Source organism: Microvirga zambiensis WSM3693, from assembly GCF_016735695.1.
In the GTDB taxonomy this organism is placed as follows: domain Bacteria; phylum Pseudomonadota; class Alphaproteobacteria; order Rhizobiales; family Beijerinckiaceae; genus Microvirga; species Microvirga zambiensis.
The window spans coordinates 1-12801 of sequence record NZ_JAERQD010000009.1 but is presented as its reverse complement, the minus strand read 5'-3'; the positions used below and the strand labels follow the sequence as shown (position 1 = coordinate 12801).

Annotated in this window: 14 protein-coding genes; 5 read left to right on the top strand and 9 right to left on the bottom strand. The window is 63.9% G+C overall.

All coding sequences use genetic code 11. From position 1 onward, the window contains the following. Positions 1 to 102: 102 nt before the first annotated feature. A complete protein-coding gene (locus JKL46_RS09270) occupies positions 103 to 1227 on the bottom strand; it encodes a GGDEF domain-containing protein (RefSeq protein ID WP_201832163.1) in 1125 nt (374 codons plus the stop codon). Positions 1228 to 1432: 205 nt separating this feature from the next. Between JKL46_RS09270 and JKL46_RS09265 the strand changes: the two genes are divergently transcribed. Next, positions 1433 to 1720 carry a porin gene (locus JKL46_RS09265; RefSeq protein WP_201832161.1) on the top strand — a complete coding sequence of 96 codons (288 nt, stop codon included), beginning with the start codon at positions 1433 to 1435 and terminating at the stop codon, positions 1718 to 1720. Positions 1721 to 1750: 30 nt separating this feature from the next. Here the strand turns inward: JKL46_RS09265 and JKL46_RS09260 are convergent, their stop codons facing one another. Together JKL46_RS09260 and JKL46_RS09255 are read right to left on the bottom strand one after the other, a co-directional pair. Then, positions 1751 to 2071 (bottom strand): hypothetical protein, encoded by a 321-nt coding sequence (locus JKL46_RS09260; protein WP_201832160.1) that lies wholly within the window; start codon positions 2069 to 2071, stop codon positions 1751 to 1753. Positions 2072 to 2158: 87 nt separating this feature from the next. After that, positions 2159 to 2965, bottom strand: coding sequence for a hypothetical protein (locus JKL46_RS09255; protein ID WP_201832159.1), 807 nt, complete (start codon positions 2963 to 2965; stop codon positions 2159 to 2161). Positions 2966 to 3244: 279 nt separating this feature from the next. Here JKL46_RS09255 and JKL46_RS09250 point away from each other — a divergent pair, with 279 nt between their 5' ends. Next, positions 3245 to 4129, top strand: coding sequence for a calcium-binding protein (locus tag JKL46_RS09250; protein WP_201832158.1), 885 nt, complete (start codon positions 3245 to 3247; stop codon positions 4127 to 4129). Positions 4130 to 4396: 267 nt separating this feature from the next. Then, positions 4397 to 4552 (top strand): DUF1127 domain-containing protein, encoded by a 156-nt coding sequence (locus JKL46_RS09245; protein ID WP_201832157.1) that lies wholly within the window; start codon positions 4397 to 4399, stop codon positions 4550 to 4552. A 164-nt stretch (positions 4553 to 4716) separates the two neighbouring features. Here JKL46_RS09245 and JKL46_RS09240 read toward each other — a convergent pair whose 3' ends face one another. Further along, positions 4717 to 5475, bottom strand: a complete 759-nt coding sequence (locus tag JKL46_RS09240; protein WP_201832156.1) for an SDR family oxidoreductase — start codon at positions 5473 to 5475, stop codon at positions 4717 to 4719. Between the two features lie 85 nt (positions 5476 to 5560). On the opposite strand from JKL46_RS09240, the gene trmFO reads away from it, so the two are divergent. After that, the gene (gene trmFO / locus JKL46_RS09235) at positions 5561 to 6979 is read left to right on the top strand and encodes a methylenetetrahydrofolate--tRNA-(uracil(54)-C(5))-methyltransferase (FADH(2)-oxidizing) TrmFO (RefSeq protein WP_201832155.1); all 1419 of its coding nucleotides are present in this window, start codon (positions 5561 to 5563) and stop codon (positions 6977 to 6979) included. Between the two features lie 218 nt (positions 6980 to 7197). Here the strand turns inward: trmFO and JKL46_RS09230 are convergent, their stop codons facing one another. From JKL46_RS09230 to yajC, 5 genes are all read right to left on the bottom strand, one after another. Continuing rightward, positions 7198 to 8043: a phytoene/squalene synthase family protein gene (locus JKL46_RS09230; protein WP_201832153.1), complete on the bottom strand. Its 846-nt coding sequence runs from the start codon at positions 8041 to 8043 to the stop codon at positions 7198 to 7200. 1 nt (position 8044) lies between these two features. Continuing rightward, positions 8045 to 8431: an Mth938-like domain-containing protein gene (locus JKL46_RS09225; protein ID WP_201832151.1), complete on the bottom strand. Its 387-nt coding sequence runs from the start codon at positions 8429 to 8431 to the stop codon at positions 8045 to 8047. A gap of 4 nt (positions 8432 to 8435) precedes the next feature. Then, entirely contained in the window at positions 8436 to 9377 is a 942-nt protein-coding gene (gene secF, locus JKL46_RS09220; RefSeq protein WP_201832150.1) for a protein translocase subunit SecF, read from the bottom strand. 12 nt (positions 9378 to 9389) lie between these two features. After that, positions 9390 to 10997, bottom strand: coding sequence for a protein translocase subunit SecD (secD, locus tag JKL46_RS09215; RefSeq protein WP_201832149.1), 1608 nt, complete (start codon positions 10995 to 10997; stop codon positions 9390 to 9392). Positions 10998 to 11085: 88 nt separating this feature from the next. Further along, positions 11086 to 11364, bottom strand: coding sequence for a preprotein translocase subunit YajC (yajC, locus tag JKL46_RS09210; RefSeq protein ID WP_201832422.1), 279 nt, complete (start codon positions 11362 to 11364; stop codon positions 11086 to 11088). Positions 11365 to 11698: 334 nt separating this feature from the next. On the opposite strand from yajC, the gene JKL46_RS09205 reads away from it, so the two are divergent. Further along, positions 11699 to 12589, top strand: a complete 891-nt coding sequence (locus JKL46_RS09205; RefSeq protein WP_201832148.1) for an ATP-binding protein — start codon at positions 11699 to 11701, stop codon at positions 12587 to 12589. Positions 12590 to 12801 lie beyond the last annotated feature (212 nt).

The window sequence follows — 12801 nt, the reverse complement described above, 5'->3', positions numbered from 1 at the left end:
TCGGAGCAGGCCTGACCCGCATTTTGTCGGCTACCTGATCGGTCGCGCAGGGCACACGAAAGCGAGCTCAAGCCCCCGGCGCCCCCGTACCCGTCTCCGCCATCAGGCCGCGATGACCGTGTTGCGCCCTCCCCGCTTCGCGCGGTAGAGCGCCTCATCGGCGCGCTGGAGCATGGTATTCGCGTCGAGACCAGCACCTGTGGCGCAACCCACGCTGACCGTCGCCTTGGCGGCGCCGTCGAGGCTTTCCTTGGCGGACGCGGCGAAAGCATGCCGGATCCTGTCGGCCAGATCGGCCGCGGCGCGGGAATCGAGCGAGAGGATCGCTCCGAACTCCTCGCCCCCCAGCCGTCCGAAGCTGCGCTCGGGCAGATGGCTCGCCAGCACCTCTCCGAAGATCGTGAGAACGCGGTCGCCGGTATCGTGGCCGTAGCGGTCGTTGATCGACTTGAAATTGTCGAGATCGAACAGGAGGCAGCTCGCCGCCCTGCCCTCGAGCCCTGCAAGGAGCCGGGACGCATTGCGCATGAAGGCACGCCGGTTCGGGGCACCAGTCAGGGGATCGATAAGAGCGGCCTGCTTGTATTCGAACTCGATGCTCTCCTTGGCCATCGACAGCAGCATGAAGGCCAGGGTGGATCCGAAGACCACCAGGAGGAGCGCCATGGAGGGCGACCAGCGACTGGCGAAAGCATCGATCCAGGATACGGAGGTCAGCGTAACGCCGAGCCCCGCACGAGACAGATTGAAGGCGGCAAGCCCAAGCAGGAGCACGACTGCCACACGTGGCGATGCCAGCGGCCGCTTGGCATGCCTGCCCAACTCCCAGGCGGATATGATCGAGTAGGCACAGGCGAGCAGCGATGCCATGATCAATCGGTAGCCCTGCGAGGACGCAATGAACGGAAAAGCTGCGATCCAGGCAGCAACTCCGGCGAGGGCGCCGCGCGCGGATGCAGGGCGGCCGTTGAAGACCCTGCAGCCGGTGTAAAGAGCGCCATAGCTCAGCAAAGCCAGAGCGTTTGCTCCAAGCAGAACGGCGTAGGCCGGTTGCCCATGCCCGAGATTGGCGGCCCCGATCCCGATCGCAATGAGCCAGAACGAGCTGCCCCACCAGGCAAGCGCCGTCACCTTCCTGTTCAGCGCCCAGGAGAACAGGAGCAACAGGCCCAGCACGGCCGACAGCAGGACGAAGGTGACCGTGAGAGTGGCAGGATCAAGAACCATCGAGGCAGGCAACGCGAGTTCAAAGCGGAGGATCGCAGCACCCTACGATCATTCCGTTACGGAAATGATACCCAGCCTATCCCCTATCATCTCCCTGATGTCCAGAACCCCGCCATGCGGCGGATCGGGGCAGCCGACGGAACCGATCGCAGCTGAGCAGCGATCTTGTCAGCGGTGAAGCGGAGCGACTAAACTTAAGCTCGTCATGACGCGTCTTTCCGCTTTCGCCCTCGGTTTCTTGAGTTTCGCCCTGGCAGGCCAAGCCCAGGCCGCCTCGTCATGCCCACCGGGTTTCGCAATGCTTCAGGCCTCCGACACTTGCGTGCGGATCAGCGGCCGGGTGCGGGCCGATGCGCTCGTCGGCTCGTCCCGGATCAGATCGAAGGATTCCTACGGCACGCAGGCGAGCGGACGTGTGAGGCTCGACGTCAGGAAGCAGACGGAATACGGCCCCCTCCGCGCCGTGATTTCTGTCGGAAACATGAACCGATAAGAGAAAGGGCGCCAGGGCGCCCTTCCAAGGTCAATAACCGTAATCGTAATAGTCTTCCCGGTAATAGGTGCGCCGTGGCGCATCATATGTCCGGTAATAAGGCCGGTCGTAGGTGCGGTAGGCGGGCCGTGAGGTTGCCGCAAGCGCACCGCCGATGATCGCGCCAGTCACGCCGGCGGCAATCGCCGCATTGTTGTTGCTCCGTCTCTGAACGACGTAGCGCTGAGCCTTATAGTTCTTGTAGTGCCCATAGGCATGGCCCCTGCCCTTGCCCGGACGGGCCTCCGCCACGCCACCGAACGACGTAGCGGCAAGAAGAGCGACACTGATCGCTACCAAGGTTTTCTTCATCGTCATACTCCGATCCGAATGAGACGTGGAGGCAAGCTGCGATGGAGAGGTCGGATCCGACCTCTCCATCGCAGTGTCTGGCATCGCCTACTGGTTCATGCCGCCGTTATCGCTCCCAGAGGAGCCGCGCTGCTGCAGTCGCATATTGGTCGAGCTGCTGCCGCCGCTGGACGCGGGTCCATTCACATCCGTCCGGTTGCGGGTCGAAATGGTGCCTGTTGTCTCGGGCGCGGACGAGCGGGTCCGGCTGGTCGAGACGTTGACGTCGTTCGAACGGCGCTGCTCAACGGAAACGCCGATCCGTGGCGAGGTGTCCTGAGTCCGGCGAATCGTCGTGCGGCTTCTTAACGACACGCTCGGCTCGTTGATCTCCTCGTAGCGGCGGACCGTCCGGCGACGCACCTCCACCGGCTGCTCGACCACGTGGTAGCGGCGCTTCTTCGACACGACCTTGTTCGTGCGCTTGGTCTTCTTCACCACAACCTTCTTGGTGGGCTTCTTCTTCACCACGGTGCGGTGGATCTCGGTGTCGGGCTCCTCATAGGTCGTGACGCTCCGGCGACGCGTGACGGACACGCTCGGCTCGTCGACCTCTCGCACCGTACGCGACCGAACAGAAACGCCCGACCGCTCACGGGTCTCGATGCCCACGCCGACGCGCGCACCGCTCTCTTGGCGAGTGCGCACATTGGTCTGCACACCAGAGGACTCGCGCTGCGTCGAACCGGTAGTCTCCGTCCGGCTGCTGCTACCCGATTGGTTGCGGAGCAGCCTGCTCGAATCCGGCGACGATTGAGACTGGGTCGTCGTGCCGGTATTGGTCTGGGTCGATGTCTGGGCATAGGCCGCACTGCTCAGCAAGAGAAGAGCGGCTCCAAGAGCAACTGTCTTCACGGATCCATCTCCATCACAGTAAAAGTGGGGAGTGAACGCCAGCCCGTGCAGACTGTTCCCAATAACTTTAAGTAACTGATTTTATAAGCCTCATCGGGTTCGAAGATGAACGTTTGTTCAAAAACTCACAGAGGACGGGCGGGCTGGAGACAATGACCTGAGACCTCAACAAAGTCTTTACCATTCACCTGAACGTCATTCTGTCGCCCCATACAGCTTAAGTTCACGTTCACCGTTCTAGCTTAGCGCTATCGATTGTTAGCGGGGATCGGTGCAGCCATGGCAGTTTTCGAGGCGTTCAATGCGGCAGGCGTGGGCTTCAACATGTCCAGCACCAGCAGCTCCGGCTGGACTTTCATCGGTGCCAATCCGCACGTCTCAATCGACCTCGTCTTCGACGATGGCGAAACGGCGGAGTACGAGATCTTCGGCAGCAGCCTCGTCGATTATTTCACGGCCAATTACTGGACCGATGGCTACAACGTCATCATCGACGATCTCTTCTACGAGAACAACGATCAGGCCATCCTCACCATCAAAAGCCTCGATCTCCACACGAATGTGGACGAGATGCAGGGCTATGCCTGGTACGTGACGCTCAATAGAGGTCACGACACCTTCTACGGCAATGACTACGACGACATCATCCGCGCCGGCGCCGGCAACGACGTGGTGTATTCGTATGACGGCGACGACATCGTCAGGGGAGACGCCGGATCCGACCGGCTGTACGGCCTGCGCGGGGACGACGATCTCTATGGCGGCACCGGCCGGGATACCCTGAACGGCGGGGCGGGCAGCGACTATCTGAGTGGAGGCGCCGAGAGCGACCACCTGACCGGCGGCAGCGGCCAGGATTACTTCGTCTTCGACACGCGCCCCTCCCTGAACAATATCGACCGGATCGTCGATTTCCGCCCGGTGGACGATACGATCATGCTCGACAATGCGGTCTTCACCCGGGTCGGGCGGGATGGCTGGCTGGCGGGCAGCGCCTTCACCACGGGCACCAAGGCCAGAGATGCCTCTGACCGCGTCATTTACGACAAGGCGACCGGCGCCCTGTTCTACGACGCCGACGGGACCGGCGGCGGCGCCGCGGTCAAATTCGCACAGCTGAATGCGGGCCTGACGCTGACGAAGAACGACTTTTTCGTGCTCTAGCTCCGCGCAATCCCTGTCGGACAAAACGGCCCCGCAACCGGGGCCGTTTCTGTTTTCAGGCATCTCATCCTGGGTGGTTCCCCGGCCAAGAGCCATGAGCGATTCGCAGCACGGTTAACGTGGCATTAGGACGTCATGCTACCAAAGCATAACAGACCTACATTATTACCACTCCTCTTCGGCACCGCACAGACGTATATACCGCACTGCAAACGCAAGAACAAAGGCACCGGTCAAAACGGGCCGGCAACTAATCAGGAGTCACCAATGTTCGTTTCCTATATCCTCTCTAAGGTCCGCTCTTACATGCGTTATCGCGAGACCGTCCGTGAGCTTTCCCTGCTCTCCGACCGCGAGCTCGACGATCTCGGCATCTCTCGCTTCCAGATCGAGAGCGTCGCCCGCCAGAACGCTTTCGCGTAAAACTTCGCTGCATTGCAGCAAAAGGCCCTCGCCCGCCCCTTCAGGCGGGCGTTTGCTTGTCTAGGGCTGTTTCCACTGGCGTGGAAACAGCCCTCTTCTTTGCTTTGCCGCATTTTTTGACGGCAAACCGGATCCACTTTGCCGAAAAATGCTCCCGTCACCCGTCACCGCCCGCCCGAGACGGGGATATTGGCGCCGGTGATGTAGGACGCCGCGTCCGACATCAGGAACAGCACCGCCTCGGCGATCTCCTCCGGCTCGCCGATCCGGTTCAGCGGAATATGAGGCCGCAGGCGCTCCAGGCGTCCGGCATCCTGGGTACTGCGCTCGTGGATGTCGGTCTTGGTCATGCCGGGCGATACGGCGTTGACCCGAACCCCCTGCGGGGCAAGCTCCTTCGACAGCCCGACCGTCAGCGAGTCGATGGCTCCCTTCGAGGCGGCATACCAGACATATTCATTCGGGCTGCCGAGGGAGGCGGCAACGGACGAGATGTTGACGATGCTCCGCGCGATGTCGCCCGGGCTGCCCGGCAGCCGGCGAGCTGCCTCCCGCGCGACCCATAGGGCGCCGAGGACGTTGACGTCGATGCAGCTGCGGATCGCCTCGACCGAGGCCTCAGCCAGCTTGGCGGATTTTCCAGTAATGCCCGCGTTGTTCACCACGTGCGAGATCGGCCCGAGAACGGCCTCGACCTCGTCGAACAGGCGCGCCACGTCGCCCTCCACCGCCACGTCGCCCTGGCATGTGACAGCATTGGCGCCTGCGGCACGGCATCTTTCCACGATCTGCTCGGCAGCTTCGCGCTCCGAGCGGAAGGTGATGGCGACATCGTAGCCGCGAGCTGCTGCGAGCTGCGCCACCGCAGCCCCTATGCCGCGGCTACCACCTGTAATAAGGACGACGGGACGCCTGGATTGCATGGCGTTTGAGGCCTTTCCGAATATCACTGGCTCAGCTTGACCAGCGCTCCCGAGGGAGTCAACAAAGCCGCTCGGGAGAATGATTATGAGCAAGATCGAACCCATTCACGTCGTCGGCGGCGGCCTTGCCGGCTCCGAAGCGACCTGGCAGATCGCCCAGGCGGGTGTGCCGGTCGTTCTCCACGAGATGCGTCCCGTGCGCGGCACCGACGCACACAAGACGCAAGGTCTCGCCGAGCTCGTCTGCTCCAACTCGTTCCGTTCGGACGATGCCGAGACCAATGCGGTCGGCCTTCTGCATCAGGAGATGCGGACGCTCGGCTCGCTCATCATCGCGAAGGGTGACGCCAACCAGGTGCCCGCCGGCGGCGCCTTGGCGGTCGATCGCGACGGTTTTTCCGAAGCTGTCACGGCAGCGCTCGAAGCGCATCCGCTCGTCACCATCGAGCGCGGCGAGATCGCCGGTTTGCCGCCGGAGGAATGGTCTTCCGTGATCGTTGCCACCGGTCCCCTCACCTCGCCCGCGCTGGCCGAGGCGATCCTTCAGCTGACGGGCGAGACGTCTCTCGCCTTCTTCGATGCCATCGCGCCGATCGTCTACCGCGAGTCCATCAACATGGAGGTGGCCTGGTTCCAGTCGCGCTACGACAAGGTCGGACCGGGCGGCACGGGCAAGGATTACATCAACTGCCCCATGACCCGGGAGCAGTACGACGCCTTCATCGACGCGCTGATCGCCGGCGACAAGACCGAGTTCAAGGAATGGGAGGCCAACACTCCCTATTTCGACGGCTGCCTGCCGATCGAGGTCATGGCAGAGCGCGGCCGCGAGACCCTGCGCCACGGGCCGATGAAGCCCGTCGGCCTGACCGATCCGCGCAACCCCGATAAAAAGCCTTACGCCATCGTGCAGCTGCGCCAGGACAACGCGCTCGGCAACTTGTTCAACATGGTCGGCTTTCAGACCAAGCTGAAATACGGCGCGCAGACCGAAATCCTGCGCATGATCCCCGGCTTGGAGAACGCCGAGTTCGCGCGTCTCGGCGGCATCCACCGCAACACCTATCTCAATTCGCCAAAGCTTCTCGATCCGACCCTGCGTCTCAAGGCGATGCCGCGCCTGCGCTTCGCCGGCCAGATCACCGGCTGCGAAGGCTATGTCGAGAGCGCAGCCGTGGGCCTGATGACCGGCCGTTTCGCCGCCGCCGAGCGTCTGGGCCGTCCGATCCAGTCGCTGCCGCATACGACGGCGCTCGGCGCGCTCGTCAACCACATCACGGGTGGCCACATCGAGACCATCGACGAAGGCCCGCGCTCGTTCCAGCCGATGAACGTCAATTTCGGCCTCTTCCCGCCGCTGGATTACGCCCCGAAATCCGAGGACGGCAAGCGCCTGCGCGGCCCTGCCAAGGCTGTTGCGAGGAAGAAGGCGCTGACCGACCGCGCTCGGGCCGATCTCTCAGCTTGGCTATCGGGCGGCGTATTGCCGGCGGCGGCGGAGTAACGCTCTCACTGTCCCGGAGTGCGCAGCCGATCCGGGATCGCTTTCAGATCAAGCACCCGAGGCCCGACATTGTCATCCCCGTGCAGGCGGGGATCCATAACCACGATATTCCAAGAAAGAGTGAGGAGTGTTTCGCCTCTTTCTCGACTGTTAGCGGTTATGGATCCCGGATCTTCGCTGCGCTTCGTCCGGGATGACACGGAGGAGCGGGAGTCTTCCTAAAACGGCCCGCGCCAGAGCGCCCAGACGCGGCGCCATTGCGGGATGTCGACAATCGTGTGGAACGGATCGTAGTCCCGCCGCTCCATGGCCTTGAGATAGGGCTGGACCAGACCAAGCGGCCGGAAGCCAGGCTTCGCGGTATCCGGAATCGTGGTCCGAAGGGTGCGCACCTGCTCCAGATGCCGGCGGGCGACGGCGCGCAGGTCGGCAAGCGCGCCCTTCAGCCCCGGCCCGCCGCGTCCGGTGACGATGTCCTCGCGGACCACGCCATGCCGGGCGAGAATGTCGGCCGGAACATAGACCTGCCCCTGGCGGGCATGGAGCGGAAAGGCGCGCAGCAATCCGGTGATCGCATAAGCCACGCCCGCATGGCCGGCGGCATCGGCCGTGCCAGGGTTCGAACCGTCGGAGAGGATGAGGCTCGAAAGCTGGATCAGGCTCGACGAGGTCTCGCCGCAATAGCCTTCCAGGTCGTTCAGGTTCGGCATCGGATCATCGTAGAGATCGAAGATCCTTGCATCGATCAGGTCGACGAACGACTGACGCGGCAGGCGGAACTGAACGATGGTGTCGTCGAGGGCGGCCGCGATCGGATTGGCCCGCACATCGCCCCTCGCCTCGCCCTGGAGGGCATCGCGCCACCATTGCAGGCGGATCTCGCCGACGAGCGCCTCGCGCACGGATTCACGAACGCGGGCGATCTCGAAATTGAAGGCGTAAAGCGCGTGAAGATGCGGACGCTTGTCGGCCGGCGCGAAGAGGCTCGCCCAATAGCGGTCGGGATCGGCCTCGCGCACGAGGGCTTCGCAATGCGCGAAGTTGGAGATTGCCTGCGGTTCCATGTCAGGGAACGGCGATCAGGGCGGCGCCTACCTTGCGGTTCTCGGCAAGCAGGATGTTGTAGGTGCGGGCGGCGGCACCCGTCTGCATCACGTCGAGGCCGATCCCCGCCTCCCGGAAACGGGTGCGGAACGCAGCCGGTATGGCTGCGATCTCGGCCCCCGTGCCGAACAGCAGCAGCTCGATCTCGCCCGCTTCGGCGAAGACGGGATCGAGCGCCTCGTCGGTGAGCTCGGAGACGGAGTTCACGGGCCAGGCCCGGACCCCCGACGGCAGAGCCAGCAGCGATCCGCGATGCGACATGTCGGCAAAGCGGAAACCGCCGTTGCCATAGGCATCGAACGGATAGCGTCCGGGCAGAAAGCCATCGTAGAGGCGACCATCGCTCATGGTCCTACTCCGCTGCGGCGGCCCTGCTGCCCTCCGGCACCTTGACCGTCTCCGATCCGCGCAGACCGATATAGATCAGCATGGGCGACGAAATGCAGATGGCCGAATACGTGCAGATGACGACGCCGTAGAGCATGACCTGCGCGAAGCCCTGGATCGCCTGTCCGCCGAACAGCACCAGCGCCAGAAGCGAGAGCGCGGTCGTCGCTGCCGTCATCACCGTGCGGGACATGGTGTGGTTGATCGACAGGTTCAACAGCTCCTCGGCCGGCATCGTCTTGTAGCGGCGCATCAGCTCGCGGGTCCGGTCGAAGACCACCACCGTTTCGTTGAGCGAATAGCCCACGATGGTCAGGATCGCCGCGATCGAGGTCATGTTGAACTCGTGCCGGGTGATCACGAAGAAGCCGATGGTGAGCACGATGTCGTGCAGGGTGCCGATGATCGAGGCGATCGCCAGCTCGCGCTCGAAGCGGAACCAGAGATAGAACAGCACCGCGATGACCGAGAGCACGACGCCGATGGTGCCGGACTGGACGAGCTCGCCCGATACGCGCGGACCCACCGTTTCGACGCGGCGGAACTCATAGTCGTTGCCGAACGTGTCGCGCGCCTTCTGCACCACGGCCGCCTGCGCAGCCTCGCCGCCGGACTGGATCGGGAAGCGCAGCGAGACCTCGCCGGCGGCGCCGAATTCCTGCACCTCCACGTCGCCGAAGCCGAAGCCTTCGGCGGTCTGGCGGATCTGGCCGACATTGGCCTGGCCGGATTTCGCCTGGATTTCCATGAGCGTGCCGCCACGGAAATCGATGCCGAAATTGAGGCCGCCGCTGAAGAGCATCAGCGCCGTCAGGATGGAGATGACCGCCGAGAGCGGGAACGAGAAGCGCCGGAAGCGCATGAAGTCGAAGTGTGAGTTTTCGGGCCAGAGGCGAACGAGGCGCACGATACGCACTCCTTAGAACGGAAGAGCTTTGGGACGCATCCAGTGATACCAGAGCGCGATCATCATGCGCGTCAGGGTCACGGCGGTGAGAACCGTCGTCAGGATGCCGAGAATGAACACGACCGCGAAGCCGCGCACGGGGCCGGAGCCGAGGAAGAACAGGATCACGGCTGCGATTGCCATGGTGCTGTTGGAATCCACGATGGTCGCGAAGGCGCGGTCGAAGCCCGCCTGGATTGCGGACACCATGGACCGGCCCGCCTTGAATTCCTCGCGGATGCGCTCGTAGATCAGCACGTTCGAGTCCACGGCGGTGCCGATGGTGAGCACGATGCCCGCGATGCCCGGCAGGGTCAGCGTCGCCTCGAGCACGGACATCAGGCCGAAGATGAGGCCCACGTGGACGAGAAGCGCGATGTTGGCGAACAGGCCGAAGAGACCGTAGGTCGCGAACATGAAGATGATCACGAAGATGCCCGCCACGTAGGTGGCCGTCTTGCCGGCCTGGATGGAGTCGCGGCCGAGGCCGGGGCCGACGGTGCGCTCCTCGACGATGGTGAGCTTGGCGGGCAGCGCGCCGGAGCGGAGCAGAACGGCAAGATTATTGACCTGCTCGACCGTGAAGCTGCCGGAGATCTGACCCGAGCCGCCGGTGATGGGCGACTGGATCGTCGGTGCGGAGATCACCCGGTTGTCGAGCACGATGGCGAGCTGACGGCCGAGATTTTCCGTCGTCGCCTGGCCGAAGCGCTGGGCACCGCGAATATTGAAGCGGAAATTGACGATGGGCTGATGGGACTGCGAGTCGAATGCGGGCTGAGCATCGGTCAGGTCACCGCCCTCGGCGATCACGCGGCGCTCGACGGGAACGCGCTGGCCGCCCTGATCCTCCATGGGAAGCATGTCGACATCGGTCGCGCCGGGCTGAGCCAGCAGGCGGAACTCCAGATTGCCGGTCTCGCCCAGGAGCGTCTTGAGCTGCTGCGGATCCTGCAGCCCCGGGACCTGCACGAGAATGCGGTCCGCGCCCTGGCGCTGGATGCTGGGCTCGGTCGTGCCGCCGAAGTCGATACGGCGACGAACGACCTCGATGGACTGATCGACGGCGCGGCGTATGCGCTCGTTGATGCCGGCCTCGGTATAGGTCAGCGTGATCACGCCGTCGGGCGTGGTGTTGATCTCGACGGCATTGCCGCCGGCCTGACCCAGCATGGCATTGCCGATCGGCTGCGACAATTCCCGCAGGCGCGGCATGAGCCGGTCACGGTCGGCGGCATCCGGCACGCGAATCTGAACGCCCCGGGGGACGGTCTGAATGCCGTTCTGGGAGGAAACGCGCGTGTCGCGCAGGATCCGGCGGACGTCGTCGCGCAGGATCGTGACCTGGCCGCGCAGCAGATCCTGGGCATCGACCTCGAGCAGGACGTGCGAGCCGCCCTGCAGGTCGAGGCCGAGCACGATGGCGCGCGACGGGACGAGCCAGTGCGGAACCCAGCTCGGGATGGCGTTCAGGTAGGCCTGACGCTGCTCGCGATTCATGGCGCTCGGAACCGCAAGAAGCAGGCCGATTACAATGATCGCCACGGTGGCGATGATCTTCGACCTCGAGAAGCGTAGCATCGTCGGCTCAACCTTTCTCACACATCGGGCCGCTCGCTCGAGCGGCGAACCGGCCCGCCCGCAGGCGGAGGGCCGGCCTCTTCATCAATCAGGCCTTGACCGGCTCGCTCTTGGAGCGGACGTCGGAAATCATGGCCCGGGCCACCTTCACCTTCACGCCGTCGGCGATCTCGACCTCGATATCGGCGCTGTCCTCGGTCACCTTGGTCACCTTGCCGATGATGCCGCCGGAGGTGACGACCGTGTCGCCGCGGCGCACGTTCTTGATCATCTCCTGGTGGGTCTTCACCCGGCGCTGCTGCGGCCGAATGATCAGGAACCACATGATGACGAATATGAGGACGAACGGGACGAATTGAAGGATCATCTCCATTCCGCCCCCCGCGGGGGCCCCTTGTGCGAAGGCAGGTGTGATGAACAAGCGGGCTCTCCATGGATAAAGGCGCGTGGCGGGCGTTTTTTTGCCCACCCGCGCCGGACGGGATTCAAAGCGTGGCGGACTATACCCATCGACTCGCCGAAATCAATGAAGTTGCTCGGATTTCCAAAGGCTCGTCGATGGACCCTGCGACGCTTTATGCGCTGGAGCCGTTTCCATTGGCATGGAATCGGCTCTCTTCGTCGGTTTGCCGCATTTTTTGCCGGCGAACCGGATCCACTTCGCCGAAAAATGCTCTAAGCAGGGCCTTTCCGTACTCTGGATGGCCAGCCCGACTATGCCCGCAGATCTCAACTCACCTGAAACCGCGGCGCTTTTGACGCGCATCGCCGATGCCCTCGAGCGCCTTGCCCCCGCCGGGGCCGCTCACGCCGATTTTACTGCTGCCGACGCCTTCGTCTGGCTCGCGGCGGGGCGCAGGCTCTCACCCGTGCCCAAGGTGAACCGGGTCGAGATGAGCCTGCTTCGCGGGATCGACCGCGTCCGTGACCTGCTCGCCGAGAATACCCAGCGCTTCGCCAAGGGCCTGCCGGCCAACAACGCCCTGCTCTGGGGCGCCCGGGGCATGGGCAAGTCGTCCCTGGTCAAGGCCGTCCATGCGGAGATCAATCACACGAAACCTGCGGGATCGCGCCCGCTCAAGCTGATCGAGATCCACCGGGAGGATATCGAGACCCTGCCCGACCTGATGGGCCTCCTGCGGGCCGATCCGCACCGCTTCGTGGTCTTCTGCGACGACCTGTCCTTCGATGCGGACGACACCTCCTACAAGTCGCTCAAGGCCGTGCTGGAGGGTGGAATCGAAGGACGGCCGGACAACGTGATCTTCTACGCCACCTCGAACCGCCGCCACCTGCTGCCCCGCGACATGATGGAGAACGAGCGCTCGACCGCCATCAATCCGGGCGAGGCGGTGGAGGAGAAGGTCTCCCTGTCGGACCGTTTCGGCCTCTGGCTCGGCTTCCACAAATGCAGCCAGGACGAATATCTCGACATGGTCTTCGCCTATGTCGACCATCTCGGCCTTCAGGCCGACCGCGACGCCGTCCGCGCAGAAGCGCTCGAATGGGCAACCACCCGCGGCGCACGCTCGGGCCGCACGGCCTGGCAGTTCATCCAGGATCTGGCGGGGCGGCTCGGAAAGGCGATCTGACCGATCGAGGCCTCGAGCACACACCCGTCATCCCACCCTGCGCCGTCATGCCCGTCCCCTCGCCGTCATGCCCGGGCTTGTCCCGGGCACCCACGTCTTAAGCAGCGTCGCGGCTCCCAAGGCGTGGGTGGCCGCACCAAGTGCGGCCATGACGGCGGAGGGGATGATGAATGTGAATATCAAAGAGCCAGCACCGTGGGGCCCGCAGCGTG

Excerpts from the sequence above, each read along its gene's own strand:
- JKL46_RS09270 (WP_201832163.1), bottom strand. The coding sequence starts at position 1,227 with ATGGTTCTTGATCCTGCCACTCTCACGGTCACCTTCGTCCTGCTGTCG.
- JKL46_RS09265 (WP_201832161.1), top strand. The coding sequence starts at position 1,433 with ATGACGCGTCTTTCCGCTTTCGCCCTCGGTTTCTTGAGTTTCGCCCTG.
- JKL46_RS09260 (WP_201832160.1), bottom strand. The coding sequence starts at position 2,071 with ATGAAGAAAACCTTGGTAGCGATCAGTGTCGCTCTTCTTGCCGCTACG.
- JKL46_RS09250 (WP_201832158.1), top strand. The coding sequence starts at position 3,245 with ATGGCAGTTTTCGAGGCGTTCAATGCGGCAGGCGTGGGCTTCAACATG.
- JKL46_RS09245 (WP_201832157.1), top strand. The coding sequence starts at position 4,397 with ATGTTCGTTTCCTATATCCTCTCTAAGGTCCGCTCTTACATGCGTTAT.
- JKL46_RS09240 (WP_201832156.1), bottom strand. The coding sequence starts at position 5,475 with ATGCAATCCAGGCGTCCCGTCGTCCTTATTACAGGTGGTAGCCGCGGC.
- trmFO (WP_201832155.1), top strand. The coding sequence starts at position 5,561 with ATGAGCAAGATCGAACCCATTCACGTCGTCGGCGGCGGCCTTGCCGGC.
- JKL46_RS09230 (WP_201832153.1), bottom strand. The coding sequence starts at position 8,043 with ATGGAACCGCAGGCAATCTCCAACTTCGCGCATTGCGAAGCCCTCGTG.
- JKL46_RS09225 (WP_201832151.1), bottom strand. The coding sequence starts at position 8,431 with ATGAGCGATGGTCGCCTCTACGATGGCTTTCTGCCCGGACGCTATCCG.
- secD (WP_201832149.1), bottom strand. The coding sequence starts at position 10,997 with ATGCTACGCTTCTCGAGGTCGAAGATCATCGCCACCGTGGCGATCATT.
- yajC (WP_201832422.1), bottom strand. The coding sequence starts at position 11,364 with ATGATCCTTCAATTCGTCCCGTTCGTCCTCATATTCGTCATCATGTGG.
- JKL46_RS09205 (WP_201832148.1), top strand. The coding sequence starts at position 11,699 with ATGGCCAGCCCGACTATGCCCGCAGATCTCAACTCACCTGAAACCGCG.